At 71.2% G+C, this 16,032-nt stretch carries 19 protein-coding genes; 11 read left to right on the top strand and 8 right to left on the bottom strand.

Features of this window, described 5'->3' with window-relative positions:
* Positions 1–355: 355 nt before the first annotated feature.
* Together B4N89_RS30535 and B4N89_RS30530 are read left to right on the top strand one after the other, a co-directional pair.
* Positions 356–727 (top strand): cupin domain-containing protein, encoded by a 372-nt coding sequence (locus B4N89_RS30535; protein ID WP_078978976.1) that lies wholly within the window; start codon positions 356–358, stop codon positions 725–727.
* Positions 728–1,027: 300 nt separating this feature from the next.
* Positions 1,028–1,474: a cupin domain-containing protein gene (locus B4N89_RS30530; RefSeq protein ID WP_078978975.1), complete on the top strand. Its 447-nt coding sequence runs from the start codon at positions 1,028–1,030 to the stop codon at positions 1,472–1,474.
* Positions 1,475–2,060: 586 nt separating this feature from the next.
* Here the strand turns inward: B4N89_RS30530 and B4N89_RS30525 are convergent.
* From B4N89_RS30525 to B4N89_RS53425, 5 genes are all read right to left on the bottom strand, one after another.
* Positions 2,061–2,375 (bottom strand): YciI family protein, encoded by a 315-nt coding sequence (locus B4N89_RS30525; RefSeq protein WP_078978974.1) that lies wholly within the window; start codon positions 2,373–2,375, stop codon positions 2,061–2,063.
* A 285-nt stretch (positions 2,376–2,660) separates the two neighbouring features.
* Positions 2,661–3,197: an NUDIX hydrolase gene (locus B4N89_RS30520; protein WP_078978973.1), complete on the bottom strand. Its 537-nt coding sequence runs from the start codon at positions 3,195–3,197 to the stop codon at positions 2,661–2,663.
* 232 nt (positions 3,198–3,429) lie between these two features.
* The gene (locus B4N89_RS30515; protein WP_078978972.1) at positions 3,430–3,924 is read right to left on the bottom strand and encodes an NUDIX hydrolase; all 495 of its coding nucleotides are present in this window, start codon (positions 3,922–3,924) and stop codon (positions 3,430–3,432) included.
* 63 nt (positions 3,925–3,987) lie between these two features.
* A complete protein-coding gene (locus B4N89_RS30510) occupies positions 3,988–4,629 on the bottom strand; it encodes a hypothetical protein (protein ID WP_321170718.1) in 642 nt (213 codons plus the stop codon).
* Positions 4,587–5,096, bottom strand: coding sequence for an FAD-binding protein (locus tag B4N89_RS53425; protein WP_414646402.1), 510 nt, complete (start codon positions 5,094–5,096; stop codon positions 4,587–4,589). Before B4N89_RS53425 ends, B4N89_RS30510 begins: the two co-directional genes overlap by 43 nt.
* 173 nt (positions 5,097–5,269) lie before the next feature.
* Here B4N89_RS53425 and B4N89_RS30505 point away from each other — a divergent pair, with 173 nt between their 5' ends.
* From B4N89_RS30505 to B4N89_RS30495, 3 genes are all read left to right on the top strand, one after another.
* Positions 5,270–6,226 (top strand): class I SAM-dependent methyltransferase, encoded by a 957-nt coding sequence (locus B4N89_RS30505; RefSeq protein ID WP_078978971.1) that lies wholly within the window; start codon positions 5,270–5,272, stop codon positions 6,224–6,226.
* Positions 6,223–6,726 carry a hypothetical protein gene (locus tag B4N89_RS30500; protein WP_078978970.1) on the top strand — a complete coding sequence of 168 codons (504 nt, stop codon included), beginning with the start codon at positions 6,223–6,225 and terminating at the stop codon, positions 6,724–6,726. The genes B4N89_RS30505 and B4N89_RS30500 overlap by 4 nt, the downstream gene beginning before the upstream one ends.
* Positions 6,727–6,885: 159 nt before the next feature.
* Positions 6,886–7,647, top strand: a complete 762-nt coding sequence (locus B4N89_RS30495) for a hypothetical protein (protein WP_078978969.1) — start codon at positions 6,886–6,888, stop codon at positions 7,645–7,647.
* A gap of 145 nt (positions 7,648–7,792) precedes the next feature.
* On the opposite strand, the gene B4N89_RS30490 is transcribed toward B4N89_RS30495, so the two are convergent.
* The 3 genes from B4N89_RS30490 to B4N89_RS30480 are packed head-to-tail and all read right to left on the bottom strand — an operon-like array spanning position 7,793 to position 10,225.
* Positions 7,793–8,731: a fumarylacetoacetate hydrolase family protein gene (locus B4N89_RS30490; protein ID WP_078978968.1), complete on the bottom strand. Its 939-nt coding sequence runs from the start codon at positions 8,729–8,731 to the stop codon at positions 7,793–7,795.
* Between the two features lie 4 nt (positions 8,732–8,735).
* Positions 8,736–9,647 carry a fumarylacetoacetate hydrolase family protein gene (locus B4N89_RS30485; RefSeq protein WP_078978967.1) on the bottom strand — a complete coding sequence of 304 codons (912 nt, stop codon included), beginning with the start codon at positions 9,645–9,647 and terminating at the stop codon, positions 8,736–8,738.
* Positions 9,644–10,225 carry a carboxymuconolactone decarboxylase family protein gene (locus B4N89_RS30480; RefSeq protein WP_078978966.1) on the bottom strand — a complete coding sequence of 194 codons (582 nt, stop codon included), beginning with the start codon at positions 10,223–10,225 and terminating at the stop codon, positions 9,644–9,646. Before B4N89_RS30480 ends, B4N89_RS30485 begins: the two co-directional genes overlap by 4 nt.
* 235 nt (positions 10,226–10,460) lie before the next feature.
* On the opposite strand from B4N89_RS30480, the gene B4N89_RS30475 reads away from it, so the two are divergent.
* The 6 genes from B4N89_RS30475 to B4N89_RS30450 all read left to right on the top strand — a co-directional run bounded on the left by B4N89_RS30475 (position 10,461) and on the right by B4N89_RS30450 (position 15,862).
* The gene (locus B4N89_RS30475; protein WP_235618862.1) at positions 10,461–11,207 is read left to right on the top strand and encodes an SDR family NAD(P)-dependent oxidoreductase; all 747 of its coding nucleotides are present in this window, start codon (positions 10,461–10,463) and stop codon (positions 11,205–11,207) included.
* A gap of 53 nt (positions 11,208–11,260) precedes the next feature.
* Complete coding sequence (locus B4N89_RS30470; protein ID WP_078978965.1) at positions 11,261–12,037, top strand: SDR family NAD(P)-dependent oxidoreductase; 777 nt, start codon at positions 11,261–11,263, stop codon at positions 12,035–12,037.
* A gap of 127 nt (positions 12,038–12,164) precedes the next feature.
* On the top strand, positions 12,165–13,460 hold the full coding sequence (locus tag B4N89_RS30465; RefSeq protein WP_078978964.1) for an amidohydrolase family protein: 1,296 nt from the start codon (positions 12,165–12,167) through the stop codon (positions 13,458–13,460).
* Positions 13,457–14,332, top strand: a complete 876-nt coding sequence (locus B4N89_RS30460) for an alpha/beta hydrolase (protein WP_161500866.1) — start codon at positions 13,457–13,459, stop codon at positions 14,330–14,332. Before B4N89_RS30465 ends, B4N89_RS30460 begins: the two co-directional genes overlap by 4 nt.
* A 28-nt stretch (positions 14,333–14,360) precedes the next feature.
* Positions 14,361–15,191, top strand: coding sequence for an IclR family transcriptional regulator (locus B4N89_RS30455; RefSeq protein WP_078978962.1), 831 nt, complete (start codon positions 14,361–14,363; stop codon positions 15,189–15,191).
* Between the two features lie 302 nt (positions 15,192–15,493).
* Entirely contained in the window at positions 15,494–15,862 is a 369-nt protein-coding gene (locus B4N89_RS30450) for a hypothetical protein (RefSeq protein ID WP_078978961.1), read from the top strand.
* The last annotated feature ends 170 nt before the right edge of the window (positions 15,863–16,032 follow it).

Raw genomic sequence — 16,032 nt, 5'->3', positions numbered from 1 at the left:
CGGGCACGGCCGCGACGCGATGGGGACTTCCCCACGCACCACTTGCGACCCGGCGTCATCGGGGCGTATCCGTGAGTCCAGTAGTTCTCGCAGTGCGGCGGCGAGCCGGTTCGCCTCGCGTCACGGCGTGCGGGGCTGGAGCCCGTCCCGTCGAGGCGGGTGTGGAGCCGTTCCGGATGAACGAGAGTCGGGACTCCGCGACTTGGGGCCTCCAGGCGCTGACGGACGTGCGGGGTCGATCTGCGCGCATGCCAGGAACGTACAAGACCGGCGCGGTCGGAGCGCGGCAGGCTGGTCACACCGATCGGGGGCGCTGCGGAATCGCTTCCGGAGGTCCGGTTTCGAGGAGCGTCTCATGTCCGAGTCCGTTGTTCCTGTGAATCTTGCCGACAGGCTGTCCCGGTTCAGCGACCTGTGGTCGCAGAAGACAGTGGCGGTGCTCAACGACTATGAGGTCAAGGTGGCCAAGCTGAAGGGGGAATTCGTCTGGCACACCCACGAGGACACCGATGAACTGATTCTGGTCGTCAGCGGACGGCTGACCATCCGGCTCAGGGGTGCCGACGTGGTGCTGGAGCCGGGCGAGTTGTTCGTGGTTCCCCGCAGGGTCGAGCACTGCACCGCGGCGGACGAGGAGACGGCGATCCTGTTGTTCGAACCAGCGGGAACGATCAACACCGGTGACGCGGGCGGGTCGATGACCAAGGCGGCCGAGGTCCTCGTCTGACGGTCGAAGTGAATGGCGTCGGGTCACGGTAGGTCTCCGGGATAGTGGCCGCCGGTCACCGCGGACGGAGTCGAAGCGATCGACTCGCGCGGACGCGGACGATGACCCCCGAAGCGCTACCGGGGACGCGATTTCATGCCTCGGATCACCGCATGACAGCCGACTCGGTGAGAGGGCGGACACGCCGATTGCGGCTCGGGAGTGTTGCGGAAACAGCAAAGATGTTTGCCATCTTGATCGAGACGGGCGCAGTCTGGGGCGCGGCCGAACCGGCCGTGACGGACCATCGGGAGGTTAACGATGAGCGACCTGGTAGACGTAGAGAACGCACGAGGCGACGACCGCGCGACACCCGTGGGAGACCGACTCCGCCACATCCGGGCCGGTGGGGCCGAGGGGCCCGCGGCCGTCATCAGCGGTGGCACGGTCGGCTCGAGGAAGCTCTGGATGGGCCTGGTGGTGAACCCACCGTCGAGCGCGACGGACAACCACCACCACGGCGACTCGGAAGCGGGGGTCTATGTGGTCAGCGGCCATCCCCTGTACTTCTACCACGACGGCACCAAGGAGGTACGCATCGAAGCGGGCCCGGGCGACTTCCTCCACGTCCCCCCGTTCGTCCCCCACCGCGAGGAGAACCCCGACCCGAACGAGCCGGTGGTCGTCGTGATCGCCCGAACCACGCAAGAGCCGATCAAGATCTCCGTCCCGGAGCTGTACCGGCTCCAGGACACACCCGCGGGCTGACACGAGACGGGCCGGCGCACACGGGGTTCGCCGGCCCGCCCCTCGACGCCTGCCGGGAACGTGGGCCGTCGGTCCGACGACCACCGAACCACGCGGGCGGCTGTAGCGCCTTCCGTGGCTTTCGTCGACCAGGCTCTCCGGCAGGAACGCGGTGGTGCAGGGACTTCCTCCAGCGCGGCGCACCGCTCCGGTGGCCTGCGCGGGCCGGGACAACTCGCCCACCACACCCGGGACATGGATCGAGCCGGTGCCTCGCGCGCACCCGCCGACCGGCCGCAACAGGAACGCTTCGTGGCCCGACGCGGTCGCGGTCTCAAGGACTACGAGACCATGTACGCGGGTTTCGACTCCGCCGCTGACGTCTGCGGGGCCGCGTACTGGCAAACCCGAACGAGGCGTACGCCACGGCCGGCCCGGCAACCGGGCGCGGCACCGACGACCTGGACGGCGCGATCAAGGTGCCGCCGCCGCTCGTCGGGCGCCCTGAGTCCCCATACCAGGAGCACAACACGGTGGAGCCGTCGGGAAGTTGAAGCACGTCTACGTCGGCACCGTGACCGGAGCCGCGCTCCTCATCCGGCTCCGCTCATAGCCCGGAGAATTTTGCTTGCTCCTGGGACTTGAGGTCCTCCAAACCGGCCGCGACCAGCAACGGGGTGAACTCCACGACGCTGTGCGTGGCGACACCGTTGAGGACATACGGATCGGTGGCGAGAAGGCGGTCAAGTGCTTCGGCGGGCATCCGGGGGGCGAGGTAGACACCACCGACCAGAGGCACCTGACGCCCGGCCACCAGAAGCAATTGCCGGGATATGAGCTGCTTCAGCCAGTCGCCGTGGGCCGGTCTCCACTGATTCACCTCATCCAGCGGTGCCGTGTAGGTCACTGTGACAACGAACATGCCCGGACCGTAGCGGAACACCAAGGACTGCCGCGATCACATTTCATGATCCGGAGGCAGGCCCTTGCCAAGGGCTGTCTCGTCCGGCATCTGGCGGCTCGGGAGCCCTTCTCTGGCTTTGGCCTGGCTCATGGGCGTGTTGCCGCGGGCGGTGTCAGTCCGGATACCTCCGGGATCGGATAGCGCACGGGCGGGTCGGGTCGACTCGGCCTTCGTCCATCGGCCGAGGATTTGCCCGCGGTGCTCCGGCAACACGCCGGTGCCGGAGTGCTGACCATCACCCGGTCACGAGTCGGCGTCGCCGACGGCGGGGACCGTGCGCAGCCGGTCGCGCGTGGGGTCGTAGGCGATCGGGTCGTCGGGTTGTTGGAAGTGCACGGCGAGCCGGGCGCCGGACCGGTAGGCGTCGAGCCCGGCCCGGCAGTAGGCCACCATCGGCACCGGCAATGCGTCGAGCCGGTACCAGTCCATCGCGTCGCACACGGCCGGTTCCATGACCTGCGGTGTGCCGCGCCAGTGGCGGACCTGGAGGAAGAATCCGACCCGGGCGCCGCCGCCCGGGCTGCGATGGTGGACTGTGACGGCGGCGCGGACGTCGGACGGGTCGACGCGCACGCCGGTCTCCTCGGCCGTCTCGCGGACGAGCGCGTCGACGACGTCCTCGTGCGGGCCGTCCAGGTGCCCCGAAGGCAGATGCCACAGCCCGGCGGCGTACACGGTGCCGGCTCGGCGTGACAGCAGCACCTGTGGCCCGGCGGCGGCGTCGCGGCGCAGGATCAGGTGGACGTCCACGGGCTCCGTGTGCCGGTCCGGCGGGCTCAATTCACGCTCCTGGGCGGGCAGTTGCCCGATGCGTCAAGTGGGTGCGGGGCGAGGCGGCCTGCCTGGCCGAGGGGGCGGCGGCCTTGTCTGCGCGCTTCGGGTGGTCGTCGGTGAGTGGGTTGTCGGCGCTGCGGCGGTTCGGTCACCGGGTGGCGGACGAACGGTCGCGGGGCCGAGTGGCGGGTACTGGCTCATGGGGGCCTCTCCGGGCGGACGGGGCGCGTGTTCGGTGTCAGGTCCAGCCGAACTCGCTGTAGAGGCGGCCGGCTTGGATGGCATCGATCGCGGTGCGGGTGTAGGGGACGGTCGGTTCCGGCAGGTCGTGGGGGTGCCACCATCCCCAGCCGAGACACTTGTCGGGTTCGCGGACCTCGGGCGTGCCGGTCCACCGGCGGGCGCGGAAGATCATCTGCATGCGCGGGCACGTTCCCGGCGCGTCCAGGAGGTGGACGGCGTGGGCGAACTCGACGTCGTCGGGGTGGATCACCAGTCCGGCCTCCTCGCGGGCCTCGCGCACCAGGCACGCGACGGCGGACTCCTGTTCGCAGTGCCCGGCCAGGAAGTGGTGGGTCGAGGGCGCGTACAGCGAATCGGGATGCCGCAACCCGAGCAGGACCCGGCCCCGGGAATCCTCCGCGTACAGGTGAACGCCGACGACGTTCAGGACGCCACGCGTACCGGACTCGACGTGCCGGTTCGTCGACGCCGCGCTTTCCTCGGCGCTCATCGGGGCATCTCCGACGACCGGTGGTCTGCGGTTTCGACGGGCGATCTCGTGCTTGCTCCGTCACTACGGCTGCACGCCGGAAAGGGGGTGCGCGGGATGGGATGAGGCGGATCGGATCTCATCACGTGGAGTGTAGAGATCCCTACCGACAGATATCACCGAGTACGCGACGGCCCGGAGCCGGGAACGACATCGGCGCGCGGTTGCCGGCGCCGAAACGTTTGATGACGTTGAGGGCGGAGTATCGTCCGGAACGCGCGATGTGTCGGACCAGGTCGCAGAATTCCGCCTCCTCGCCGAAGGGGACGATGAACCGGTATTGCGGGAACCTCTTCGCGACGTAGGCGCGAACTCGCCGAGGGCGAGGAACGAGAGCCTGTTCATCGCCACCCCGCCGGGGAAGACGTCGGGCGCCGTCATCAGTTGCGGGGCATCGAACTCCAGCGGGTCCGCGCGCAGCTTCCGCGGCAACTCGTCCGGCTTCGCCAACGAGGCCCGTCCGATGACCGCGCGGCCGAGTCGAGCGCCTTTGGACATGACGTCGAACCACGCGGCGGAGTAGTCGTATTCGGCATCGGAGCCGTCGGAGAAGAACGCGACCGTCTCCTCCAGCGATTGTGTCCGGTCGTGATCCGTCACGAAATACGCGGTCTCGGTCTTGGTCATCTGGATCGCGGCGCGCAGCACGATCCCGGTCGGCCCCATGCCGCCCCCCGTGCACCAGAACGACTCGGATTCCGGGCCGTCGGGGTGAGGGTGCGGATCTCACCGTCGCCGGTCAACCGATTGCCGAAGCTGCCCGCGGTGTGGTGGTTCCTGCCGTGGATGTCGGAGCCGATCGCCCCGCCGACGGTCATCCGTCGGGTGCCAGGCAGCGTGGGCACCCACAGCCCGAACGGCAGTGCGGCACGCGTCAGTTGATCCGGATCCACCCCGGCGTCGAGAACGGCCAGGCCGGAATCGGCGTCGATCGAGTGGATCCGCCCCGCCTCCGGCGTGGGGTCGACGCCTCGGTCCCCGCCTGCGGCACGGGCGTGTGATCGCGGGTGTGGTCGAGCCAGGCGGGGGGATGTCGGAGCCGGGGGCGAGCAGGCGTGCGTGCTCCCTGGAGCGCTTCCGGATCGTGACGATCGGTCGCAGAGCACGGTCGGACGGAAAACGATCGACGGCATCACCTGTCACCGCGAGAACTCCCCATCGGCAATGCCGGTACCCGCCCCGCCGGGCCGGATTTCCGCCGCGGGCGCGTCGGCGGTGCCGTTCCGCCTGCGCCCGAGTACGACCGCGAGCAACGCCCACGACGAACCACCGACCGGTGCGGGAGCCTGCGGCGTATGGTGCTCCGGTGTCCCGTCTCGAAGTCTCCGACCTGATCGTCGACCACTGCCCCGACTCGCTCGAGCGGGTACCGGTCGCCCGCGCCGACGTGGTCGCGACGCTGCGCGCCGCGCGTCAGTTTCAGGGGGCACGGATCGCCGCGCGGTTGCCGGTGCTCGACGGGGGTGTGCTCGATCCGGCGTACGTCGACCGCCGCCTTGTCGCCGTGCACACCGAACTCCAGCGCCTGAGCGAGGAACTGCGCATTCCCGAACGGCTCGCCCACCTGTTGCGGCCGCTGCTCGCCGCGGTCCGCTCCACCCGGGACGCGCCCGATCGTATCCGCGTCGTCGACATCGGCTGCGGCCTCGGCCATGTCGTGCGTTGGCTCGCCGCCCACGACGTGCTCGGTCCCGGCGTGGAGTTGGTGGGTGCCGACCTGCACGCCGCACTGGTCGCCGAGGCGACCCGGCTCGCCGACGACGAAGGACTCCCCTGCCGGTTCGTGCGCGCGAACGCCTTCCGGCTCGACACCACGGCGACCACCGCTCCGGAAGCCGCGGCGGCTCGTACGGCGACGGTCTACATTTCCACCGGTCTCCTGCATCACCTCCGCGGCCCCGACCTCCACGCCTTCTTCGCCGCCCAGGCGAGCCCCGGCACCGTCGCCTTCTGCCACTACGACATCGCCACCACCCGCATCGCCCCGTTCGGCGCCTGGCTCTTCCACCACGCCCGTATGCGCGACCCCCTCGGCCGCCACGACGGCGCCGCCTCCGCCCGGCGCGCCCACGACGACACGACCCTGCTGCACGCCGCCCACGCCGCGCATCCCCTCGTACCGCTGATCCACGAACCCACAGGAGCCAGCAACCCCCTGTGCACCACGCTGCGCCCGGTACTCGGCGTGCGCCCCGACATCCTCGCTCCGCTGCGCGCCGCTCTCGGCAAGGACGCCCGCAGGCTCCGGGGGGCGGCCGGGTGAGTGTGGTGCTGCTGGCGGCCCTCGGCATGATCGACGCCGCCCTGGCCGGTTTCCGGGCCTCGAGCGGCCGCAACGGCCGGATCCGCCGCCGTGCCGCCGACCTGCGAGCGGCCCGACGCGGCGTGCTCCCGGGGGTGTTCGTGCTCGCCACGAGCGCCGCCGTCGCCCTGGTCGTGCTCGGCGCGGCCGACGACCGCGGCACCCGGTACGCCGAACTCGACGCGGCGGCATGGCGGATGCTCGCCGTCCTGCTGCCCTACGCCGGGATCGTCGCGGTGTCGATGCTCTGCTACCTCGCGGGCTCGTTCCGCCTCGCCACCTTCGCCATCCTCGCCGGGCTCGGCCCGCTGACCATGGTGCGACCACTGTTGGTCGTAGGCGGTGTCGTCGCCGCCGGGTGGGCGACGCCCGCCGGCGCGGCCGTCGCGGCGACCGCCGGCAGCGGAATCCTCCTCGTGGAGCCGTACGTGCACCGACGCTGGTACCGGACGCCGATATAGGTACACCGCCGGTGATCCCCCGGATCGACGCCCCTTCGTCCGGGCCCGCTTCCTCCCGCGCCGGGCACACCCAGTGACCGCGACTGCGACCGGGCGAGCGCCGCGAAGGATCCGAGCCTCGCCTCCCCGCGGGCACGGGCGTTAATCCATCATGGGGCCATGGCCTCCACGGCGATGCGCGTGATCAGGTGGTTCCTGGGTGCGGTGCTGTCGGTCCTGCTGCTGTTGCTCGGCCTCGCCGCGTGGGGTCTGTATTCGTTCGCGCAGGGTCAGCGGACTCCGCATGCGCCCGACGTCGACAAGGTGGCGCGCGCTCCCGAGGTCCGTGCCGCCCGGCAGGCGGCGGTGGGCGACGTCGAGGCCGTGTACACGACGCTGGAGCAGACCTGGGGCGCTCGTGCCGAGCGCCGTGCCGAGGCGGTGTCGGACGTGTGCGGCAGCGAATTGCGCACGTCGCCGTTCTTCGGCTCCGGGGGCGGGAAGTGGAGCAACGTCCGCTGCGAACGCGAAGTCGTGCGGGCGTACGTGCTTGACGGCCCTCGAGAAGGGCATGCGACGGGGCTCGCCGACGCGCTGAACACCGGCCACTGGTACCGAAAAGGTCCGCACGCCGCGACCACGCCCCCGTGTCCCGCGCCCGCGCCGGCCACCGCCGCGCCCTCCATTCCCGCCGACCACGAACCGGACTGCACGATCGACGCGACCCTGCCGCCCCGCTTGAGCCTGAGCGCCCGGTTCTGGGACACGGGCCGGTCGCCCTACTTCTCCTCCCTGTTGCGGCCGGCCGACGTGCGCTCCACCGACAGCACGACCAGGCCAATGGACGCCCAGGCCGTCGTGAACGCGCCCCGGCCGGCCGGGAGCAGCGTCGTGATCGTGTCCGTCCTGTCGCTCTCCTTCGAGCAGCACCCCCATTCCTGAGACGACTCCGTCTCCGCGTCCGCGCCGCTCCGACCACTTGGTCACGCTCAGGACCGGAAGAAGAACAGCCATCCCGATGCCCCGTTTCCTGCCCACGCTCCGCGTCGCGGCCTCGATTTCCTGCCGCGATGCGGGGGTCTCCCTGTCAGGGCAGTTGCCCGCGTTCGGCCGGGTGAGAGCCTCGGGGGCCCGGTCGTCGGTTGCCGTGGAGACCGATCGGGTCGGTGGCACCCCGGTGGCCCGTCCGCCGGGCCCGGAAGTGTGTGCGCAGGGTGCCGATTCCTTCGATCCGGCTTACGAGTTCGTCGTCAGGGGTGAGGTAGCGCGGCGGTGTCATGCGGTTGCCCACTCCGGCCGGCGTCCCGGTGAAGACGAGGTCGCCGGGAAGCAGCGGGCAGACCGCCGAGATCCACGCGACCAGGTCGGCGAGTGGGAAGACCATGTCCTTGGTGCGGGCGTGCTGGACGACGGTGCCGTTCACGAGGCCGGTGATCTCCAGGTCGTCCGGATCGGCGAACTCGTCGGGGGTGACCAGCGCGGGGCCGGTCGGGCCGAAGCCCGGGTAGGACTTCGCGAGCGAGAACTGTGGTGGAGTGCCGAGCATTTGCAGGCGGCGCTCGGACAGGTCCTGGCCCACGCTCAGCCCCGCGATGTGGCGCCAGGCGTCGGCGGCGGCGATGCGATGCCCGCCGATCCCGATCACGGCGACGAGTTCGACTTCCCAGTCCACCCGGTCACCCGGCAGTTCCACGGTGGTCTCGGGCCCGGTGACGCAGGTCGGGTACTTGGTGAACACCAAGGGCTCGGTGGGCGGCCGGTAGCCGGCCTCGGCCGCGTGTGGCGGATAGTTCAGCGCCACGGCGAAGACCTGGCGCGGCCGCGGGGACGGCGCGCCCAGGACAGCGGGGTCGAAGGGGGCGGGGGCGGGCAGCCGCGCCGTCGCGGCCCAGCGTACGAACGCCTGCCAGTCGGCGAGCAACTCCATCGGGTCCGGTCCGAACCGGTCGGAACTCGCCGCGGCGATGTCGACCGCGCCGCCGTCCACCAGGAGGACCGCGCGGTCGGTGAGGGTGGCAAGGCGCACGGCGTCACCACCGCCACTGGTCGGCGGACGGGGGCTCGACGCCGTACGCGTCGCGCCAGGACACCACCGGGTTCCGCAGCACGCCGAGGTGTTCGATCTCGGCCTCCACCACGTCGCCGGGTTTGAGGTAATTGGCGAACGGGTCGTCCGTTCCGGCCGCGACACCCGCGATGGTGCCGGTGGTGATGATGTCGCCCGGGCTGTAGATCTGCGGCGAGTGGTACGCGACAAGCTGCTGGATCGACACCTGCATCCGCCCGGTGTTGGACTTCTGCCGCACCTGGCCGTTGACGCGCAGTTCCATGTCGAGGTCGTGCGGGTCGTCGATCTCGTCCGCGGTGACGATGTACGGCCCGATCGGGCAGAAGGTGTCGATCGCCTTCGAGAACGAGAACACGCCCGACTCCATCTCGCGGCGCTGGATGTCGCGCGCGGTGATGTCGTTGAACACCAGATAGCCCGCGATGTGCTCGGCGGCCTGGTCGGCGGAGAAGAACTTGCCGGACTTGCCGATGACGACGGCGAGTTCGAGCTCGTAGTCGAGTTCTTTCGTCAGGTGCTCCGGGTACACGATCGATTCGTCGGGTCCCACGATCGCGTCGACGTTCTGGAAGAACACGATGCCCTTGTTGACCGGATGGGACCAGTTCACGCGGACGAGATCGTCGTGGTGCTCGCGGAAGTTGCCGGCCGTGTGGAAGAACTTCTTCGGGACGATCGGCGCGCGCAGCCGCACGTCGGCCTGCCGGTGGCGACGCCCGGTCTCCGGCACCAGCCCGCCGCGCTCGAAGAATTCGCGTGTCGTGGCGGTGTCCAGTTCCACCACGACGTCGTCGGCCAGGTATCCGACCAGTCCCCTGCCGAGGGCGGCGGCCGCCGTCGCGTCGGGCGCGGTGTCGAAGGTCACGAGCTTCATGCGGGTCCATCCTCTGCGGGGGCGGCGATGCGGAAGGCGCGCAGTTGGAGCGCGAGCGTCGCGTAGTAGCCGACCAGCGTGGTCAGTTCGAAGACCATGCGGTCGCCGAGGGTCGACGCGGCGTCCGTATACGTGTCGTCGTCGGCGTCCCCGTCCCGCAGCAGGGCGAACACCAGCCGCAGGGCCGCGTGTTCGCCCGCGTCGTCCAGTTCGGGTACGAACCGGGAGCGCAGGCTGCCCAGTTGCTCTTCGGTGATGCCGTGGGCCCGCGCGATGGGTTCGTGCGCATGCCGCTCGAACGCACAGTCCCAGTGGGCCGCGACCGCGAGGATCGCGAGTTCGCGCACGCGCGGGCTCAGCGTCGTGGCGTACCGGATCGCGGCGCCGAGCCCCTGCAGTGCCGTGCCGAGCGGTGGCGCGACAAGCATGGCGTTGAAAGGGCCCGCAAGGCGGCCCGCCTCGTCGGTCAGGGCGAACCACGGCGGTTCGGCGGCGCGCGGGCCGTTGGTGATGGCGTCGTACAGCTCGCGCTGTGACGCGTCCAACGCGTCCGGGTGGAAAAGCGGCAATCTGCTCATGCGCCCAGCACACCCGATCCGGGCGGGCTCCCGTAACCGTTCTGCCATTCAATGAAAACCGCGGTTCCGGCCGCCCACGGGCGGACCTAGCGTCGGCATCGCCGGTGAGCCCGGCGGACGGCACCGGTCGGCATGGACCGGTGAGGACGGACCGGGGAAGAACCGGCAAGGGACGACCGGCGGAGATGGACCGGTGGACACGGCCGGCGACGGTCGACGACAGCGAGGTGTTGTGGTGACGGACTGGCTGGGCCTGCGGGGTCGCAAGGCGCTGGTGGCGGGCGCCGGGGGGATCGGCGCGGCCGTCCCCGCCGGCCTCGCCCGGGCCGGCGCCCGCGTGGTCGTCGCCGATGTCGACGAGGACCGGCTCGAGTCCCTGGCGGCCGACGTCCCCGGAATCAGTCCGCTCGCCGCGGACCTCACGTCGCCGGAGGGCTGCCGTTCCTGCGTCGGCGAGGCGGCGTCGCTCCTGGGCGGACTCGACGTCTTCGTGCACGCCGTCGGCGTCAACGACCGCCGTCCCGTGCTGGAGACGCCCGACGAGCTCTGGCGCGACGTCGTCCGGATCAACCTCGACAGCGCGTTCTGGACCGGCAAGGCCGCCGGGGCGCTGATGGTCGAGGCGGGCCACGGCCGCATCGTCTACCTCTCCTCGGTGTCCGGGCTGCTCGCCCACGCGGACCACGCGCCGTATGCGGCCACCAAGGGAGGCGTCAACCAGTTGTGCCGAGTCATGGCGCGCGAGTGGGCGGCCTCGGGGGTCACGGTGAACGCGGTCGCCCCCGGCTACACCGAGACCGGTCTGACCCGGGGGCACCTGGACCGGGACGGCGTACGCGAGTCCCTGACCGCCCTCGTCCCGGCGGGGCGTCTCGGGACCGTCGAGGACCTGGTCGGCCCGATCGTCTTCCTGTGCTCCGCCCAGGCCTCCTTCGTCACCGGCCACGTCCTGTACGTCGACGGCGGACGCACCCTCGTTTGACTGCCCGCCCCCGACCCGCCGTCCGTACCACTGCACGCTCCCGAGGAGAAATCGTGGCTGTTCCCCAGCGCTTCGACGGAAAGACCGTTCTGGTCACCGGCGCCGGCACCGGCTTCGGCGCGGAGATCGCCGTACGCGCGGCCCGTGAGGGCGCCGATGTCGCCGTGCACTACCGCAGTTCGCGCGCGGGCGCGGAGCGGACGGCGGCCCGCATCGAGGAGGCCGGGCGCAAGGCGTTCCTCGTCGCGGCCGACATCGCCGAGTGGGACCACATCAAGCGCATGGCCGACGAGGTCTGGGACCACTTCGGTCACGTGGACGCGGTCGTCAACAACGTCGGCGACGTCGCCCGCGAGCAGATGTCGTGGCGGGACATCACCGAGGAGTCGATCGACCACGTCCTCGCCGTGGACGTCAAGGGCACCATGTTGTGCACCCACGAGTTCGGCGCACGTCTTCTCGCCCAGGGCGGCGGGGCCATCGTCAACATCGGCTCGACGGTGGTCGTGCGCGGCAGTGCCCGGGCACCGCAGTACGCCGCCGCGAAGTACGGCGTCATCGGTCTCACCAAGTCGTACGCCCACGCTTTCGCCCCGACCGTGCGTGTCAACGTCTTCGCGCCCGGGTTCATCGAGACCGAGGCGACGCTCGGCCGCCGGGACTGGCAGTCCGGCCGCGGCGAGACGTTGCGGGCGAACACGCCGCTGGGGCGCATCCCCGGCCCCGCGGAACTCGCCGGCGCCGCGCTCTTCCTCGCCACCGAGGACGCCGCCCACGTCACCGGCGGTTTTCTCATCGCCGACGGCGGCTACAACATGGTCGGCGCCTGATCCCGGGCACGCCTGCCAAACACGGCGGCACCGGGCGAGTACCACCGCACGGCACAGCCGGAGCGGCACACCCGGACCGGTACCACCTGACGAACGACACCTGACGCGTCTCGGGAAGGCAACTGCCATGGATGACAGCGCGATCAACGGCCGCGTGCGGTTCGTCGGCGGCCTCGTGTTCGACGGGTCCGGCGCGCCGAGCGTACCGGGCGAGGTCGTGGTGCGCGGCGACCGTATCGAAAGCGTTCGCGCGGGCACCGGCGGCGAGCCGCGGCCGGACGACCGCGTCGTGGACTGCCGCGGCGCCACGGTCATGCCCGGCATGATCGAGTCGCACGCACACCTCACCTTCCCCTCCGCGGTCGGGCATCTCGACCCGTCCTTCAATCCGCCGATGGACGTCGGCTTTTTCCGGCACATGCCGTCGCCCGACGAGCACTTGGCGATCGCCGAACGCAATGCGCGCATCCTGCTCGACCACGGCTTCACGAGTGCCTACTCGGCCGGTTCGCTGACGCCGGTTCCCATCGAGGTACGCCTGCGCGACCGCATCGCGGCCGGGGAAGTGCCCGGTCCGCGTCTGCGCGCGGCCTCCTTCGAGCGGGACAACAACCCGGTGCGGATGGGGCCTTCCGGCCCGGCGCCACAGGCCACCGGCCCGAACGCGGTGCGCGAGTTCGTCCGCGAACAGGCCCGACTCGGCTTCGACAGCGTGAAGTTCCTGCTCAGCAATGACGATGTCTTCCTCGCCGGCGGCTCGATGGTCACCCAGTACAGTCCTGACGAGGCCGCCGCCGCGGGCGCCGAGGCCCGCGAGTCGGGCGTGTGGCTCAACTGCCATGCCCAGTCCCCCGATTCGATCAAGCTCGCGGTCCGCAACGGATTCCGCTCGATCTACCACTGCTCGTACGCCGACGCCGATGCCATCGATCTCCTGGAGGCCCACAAGGACTCCGTTTTCCTCTCGCCCGCCGTCGGCATCATGTGGGCAAACGTGCATGAGGGCGCGGAGTTCGGGATCGACGAGGCCACGGCAGCCACCATGGGCTCGGTCGCATCGCTCGACTCGATGACCAGGCTCTACCCGGAGCTGCGCAAGCGCGGACTGCGCGTACTCCCGGGCGGCGACTATGGCTTCCCCAACAACCCGATCGGCCGCAACGCACGCGACCTGGAGCTTTTCGTCTCCTTGTTCGAGCACACGCCGGCGGAGGCCCTTCGCGCGGCGACCTTCTACGGTGGCCTGCTCATGGACATGCCGGTCGGTCGGCTCACCCCGGGCCACCACGCCGACATCCTCGTGGTTCGCGGCGACCCGACCGAGGACATCGCCCTCATGCAGGACCCGGGCAACTTCCTCGCGATCATGCAAGGCGGCCGATTCCACAAGATCACCGAATCGCTGCCGGGCGGGGCACGGTGACGGCGCCCACCGTACGCACGGTGGCCTACCGGCAGCCGGCGGGCCGCCGCGCGCCCGAACTGGACCTGTACCTGCCGCCGGAGCCCTCGGCCACGATCGTGTATCTGCACGGCGGTGGATGGCGGCGCGGCTCACGCCGCGAACCGCTGCCCGCGCTCGGCGGCCTCGCGTTCTACGAGGAACTGGCCGGACTCGGCTTCGCGGTCGCCGCCGCGGACTACGCGCTGAGCGGGGAGGCCCGGTTTCCCGCGCCGCTGCACGACGTACGGGCCGCCGTCGCGTGGGTGTGCGAACACGGGCCGCCCGGCGTGCCGGTGTACCTGTGGGGCGAGTCCGCCGGCGCGCACCTCGCCCTCCTCGCCGCGCTCGGCGCGGGCGCGGAGGACGGGGCGGACGCGGGAGGCGGACGAGGCGGCGCGGGCGGGCGGCCCGGTCTCGATGTCGCGGGGGTGGTCGCCTGGTATCCGCCCACCGACCTCCTGGGCCTGCCCGCGGACCTCGCCGCGATCGGCGCGCCGGCGGACACCGGTCCCGACTCGCGCGAGGCGCGAATGCTCGGCGCTCCGCCGTCGGACGTCCCCGAACTGGCCCGATCCGCCGCCCCGACGGCGTATGCCCACGCGGACGCCCCGCCGGTCCTGCTCATGCACGGTGCGGCCGACCGCATGGTGCCGCCCGCGCAGAGCATCCGGCTGGCGAAGGCGCTGCGTGATGCGGGGGCTCGACGGGTGGAACTCGACCTCGTTCCGGGGGCGGGCCACATGTGGGCCCGCGTGGCCGACGTGGCGGGCATCGTGCGGCGCACGGTCGCATTCCTGCGCTCGCTCCCGGATGCCCCCGGGCGAGCCGCGCCCGGGCCGGGACAGGAGTAGTGCGGCGACCGCGATACCGTGCCCGACGATGCCGACCACCGCGAACCCCGGGGACCTCCCGCCTCCCGAGGACGACCCGCCGCCCCGCCGCGGCCGGCGTCCCGCACACGGCGAGCCCGTGGTCGACCGCGCGCTCTCGCTCCTCGCCGCCTTCGACACCGACCACCGCACACTCAGCCTCAGCGAACTGAGCCGCCGCACCGCGATGCCCGCCAGTTCCGTCCTGCGTCTGGCGAACCGACTGACCGCGTGGGGCGCCCTCGAACGCGACAGCGCCCTGCGATACTCCATCGGCCTGCGACTCCTCCAAGTCGCCACACTCGCCCCGCGCGGCCACGGGCTGCGCCAGGTCGCCCTGCCGTTCATGCACGACCTCGCCGAGGTCACCCGACAACACGTGCAACTGGCCGTCCGCGACGGCCCGTCCGCGATGCTCGTCGAACGCCTCTCCGCCCCCCATGCCGCACCCGTCGACTACCACACCGGCGACCACCTCCCCCTGCACTCCACCGGCGTCGGCCTGACACTGCTGGCCTTCGCCCCCTCCGACGTCCAGGAGGACATGCTCGCCCGCCCCCTGTACACCGAACCCGGCAACGACCCCATCCACCCGCAGGACCTGCGCCGCACCCTCGCCGAGATCCGCCGCCGGCGCCTGACGGTCTTCCGCCGCCAGGACGCGTCCGAGACCATCGTCTCCGTCGCCGCCCCCGTCTTCGGCCGGGACGACACCCCGGCCGCCGCCCTCGGAGTACTCGTCCCCCACCACACGGCCCACCCCCACCAACTGGGCCTCGCCGTCCAAACCGCCGCCCGCAGCATCTCCCGCGAACTGGGCGCGCCCCGCCCGGCGCGCTGAACCACGTCGATCGCGGACGGGGTCGCGGGCAGGGAAGGTGGTCGGGCCCGTAGCAGGTCGGCTTCGGTTGCGGAACCTATGACTGTGCAGTACCGGTCGGCTTCGTCCACGGCGCAGGCTGGGGCGTGACCGGCATCACGTCGGGGTTTGTGGGCACGGGAGCCGGCCGGCCGATGACTCGCCGGTCGCGGTGGCGGCGTCGAGCCGACGGGGGCGCGAGGTACACGTCGTTCCCGGCCGCGACGGTACGCACGTGGACGCCGACACCCAACGGTCGACAACCACTACGGGAAGGAACACACATGGCACGCAACAGGATCGGGATGACCGTCTGCGCGGCGGCCGCCGCGGGCGCCCTCGTCTTCGTCGGGTCGGGGCCGGCAAACGCCCAGAATCTCCGGAAGTACCTGGGGGACAACTACGCCTCGATCGAAACGGCCACGCACCCCTGGGGCCGCTGGGTCGAGGTGTGCGACATGGAGCGGGACGGCAACGGGGTGTTCGCCAAGTTCTTCAACCCCGAGGACTTCCCGAGCGTGCAGAAGGTGGGGGACGGCAACGGGTCGAAGGCGGGTTGCGGCAACGCGAATGTGCGGAACTCGACGTATGGCATGCAGGTGTGTGAGGAAGGCACGTGGGGAATCTCGTGTTCCGCCATCAAGGACGTGTAATCCACTGAACCCCGTATGACACGTTCGAGGCCGCCCGGAGGCGACGACGGGGCGTGCCGCCGGGGAACAACCGAGGCCCGCCGGGATTCTCCCGGCGGGCCTCGGCCGGCTCGGGCGACTTCGGGCACGGACTCCCGACCGCCGACCACACCCCCTCCCCCGCGCCCGGG

Source organism: Embleya scabrispora (assembly GCF_002024165.1).
GTDB classification, from domain to species: Bacteria; Actinomycetota; Actinomycetes; order Streptomycetales; family Streptomycetaceae; genus Embleya; species Embleya scabrispora_A.
This window is presented reverse-complemented; position numbering and strand designations above follow the sequence as displayed.

Bases quoted from the DNA above. Each gene is read 5' to 3' on its own strand.
- B4N89_RS30535 (WP_078978976.1), top strand. From the start codon at position 356: ATGTCCGAGTCCGTTGTTCCTGTGAATCTTGCCGACAGGCTGTCCCGG.
- B4N89_RS30480 (WP_078978966.1), bottom strand. From the start codon at position 10,225: ATGAGCAGATTGCCGCTTTTCCACCCGGACGCGTTGGACGCGTCACAG.
- B4N89_RS53425 (WP_414646402.1), bottom strand. From the start codon at position 5,096: ATGCCGTCGATCGTTTTCCGTCCGACCGTGCTCTGCGACCGATCGTCA.
- B4N89_RS30530 (WP_078978975.1), top strand. From the start codon at position 1,028: ATGAGCGACCTGGTAGACGTAGAGAACGCACGAGGCGACGACCGCGCG.
- B4N89_RS30465 (WP_078978964.1), top strand. From the start codon at position 12,165: ATGGATGACAGCGCGATCAACGGCCGCGTGCGGTTCGTCGGCGGCCTC.
- B4N89_RS30485 (WP_078978967.1), bottom strand. From the start codon at position 9,647: ATGAAGCTCGTGACCTTCGACACCGCGCCCGACGCGACGGCGGCCGCC.
- B4N89_RS30515 (WP_078978972.1), bottom strand. From the start codon at position 3,924: ATGAGCGCCGAGGAAAGCGCGGCGTCGACGAACCGGCACGTCGAGTCC.
- B4N89_RS30450 (WP_078978961.1), top strand. From the start codon at position 15,494: ATGGCACGCAACAGGATCGGGATGACCGTCTGCGCGGCGGCCGCCGCG.
- B4N89_RS30455 (WP_078978962.1), top strand. From the start codon at position 14,361: ATGCCGACCACCGCGAACCCCGGGGACCTCCCGCCTCCCGAGGACGAC.
- B4N89_RS30495 (WP_078978969.1), top strand. From the start codon at position 6,886: ATGGCCTCCACGGCGATGCGCGTGATCAGGTGGTTCCTGGGTGCGGTG.
- B4N89_RS30525 (WP_078978974.1), bottom strand. From the start codon at position 2,375: ATGTTCGTTGTCACAGTGACCTACACGGCACCGCTGGATGAGGTGAAT.
- B4N89_RS30510 (WP_321170718.1), bottom strand. From the start codon at position 4,629: ATGGGGCCGACCGGGATCGTGCTGCGCGCCGCGATCCAGATGACCAAG.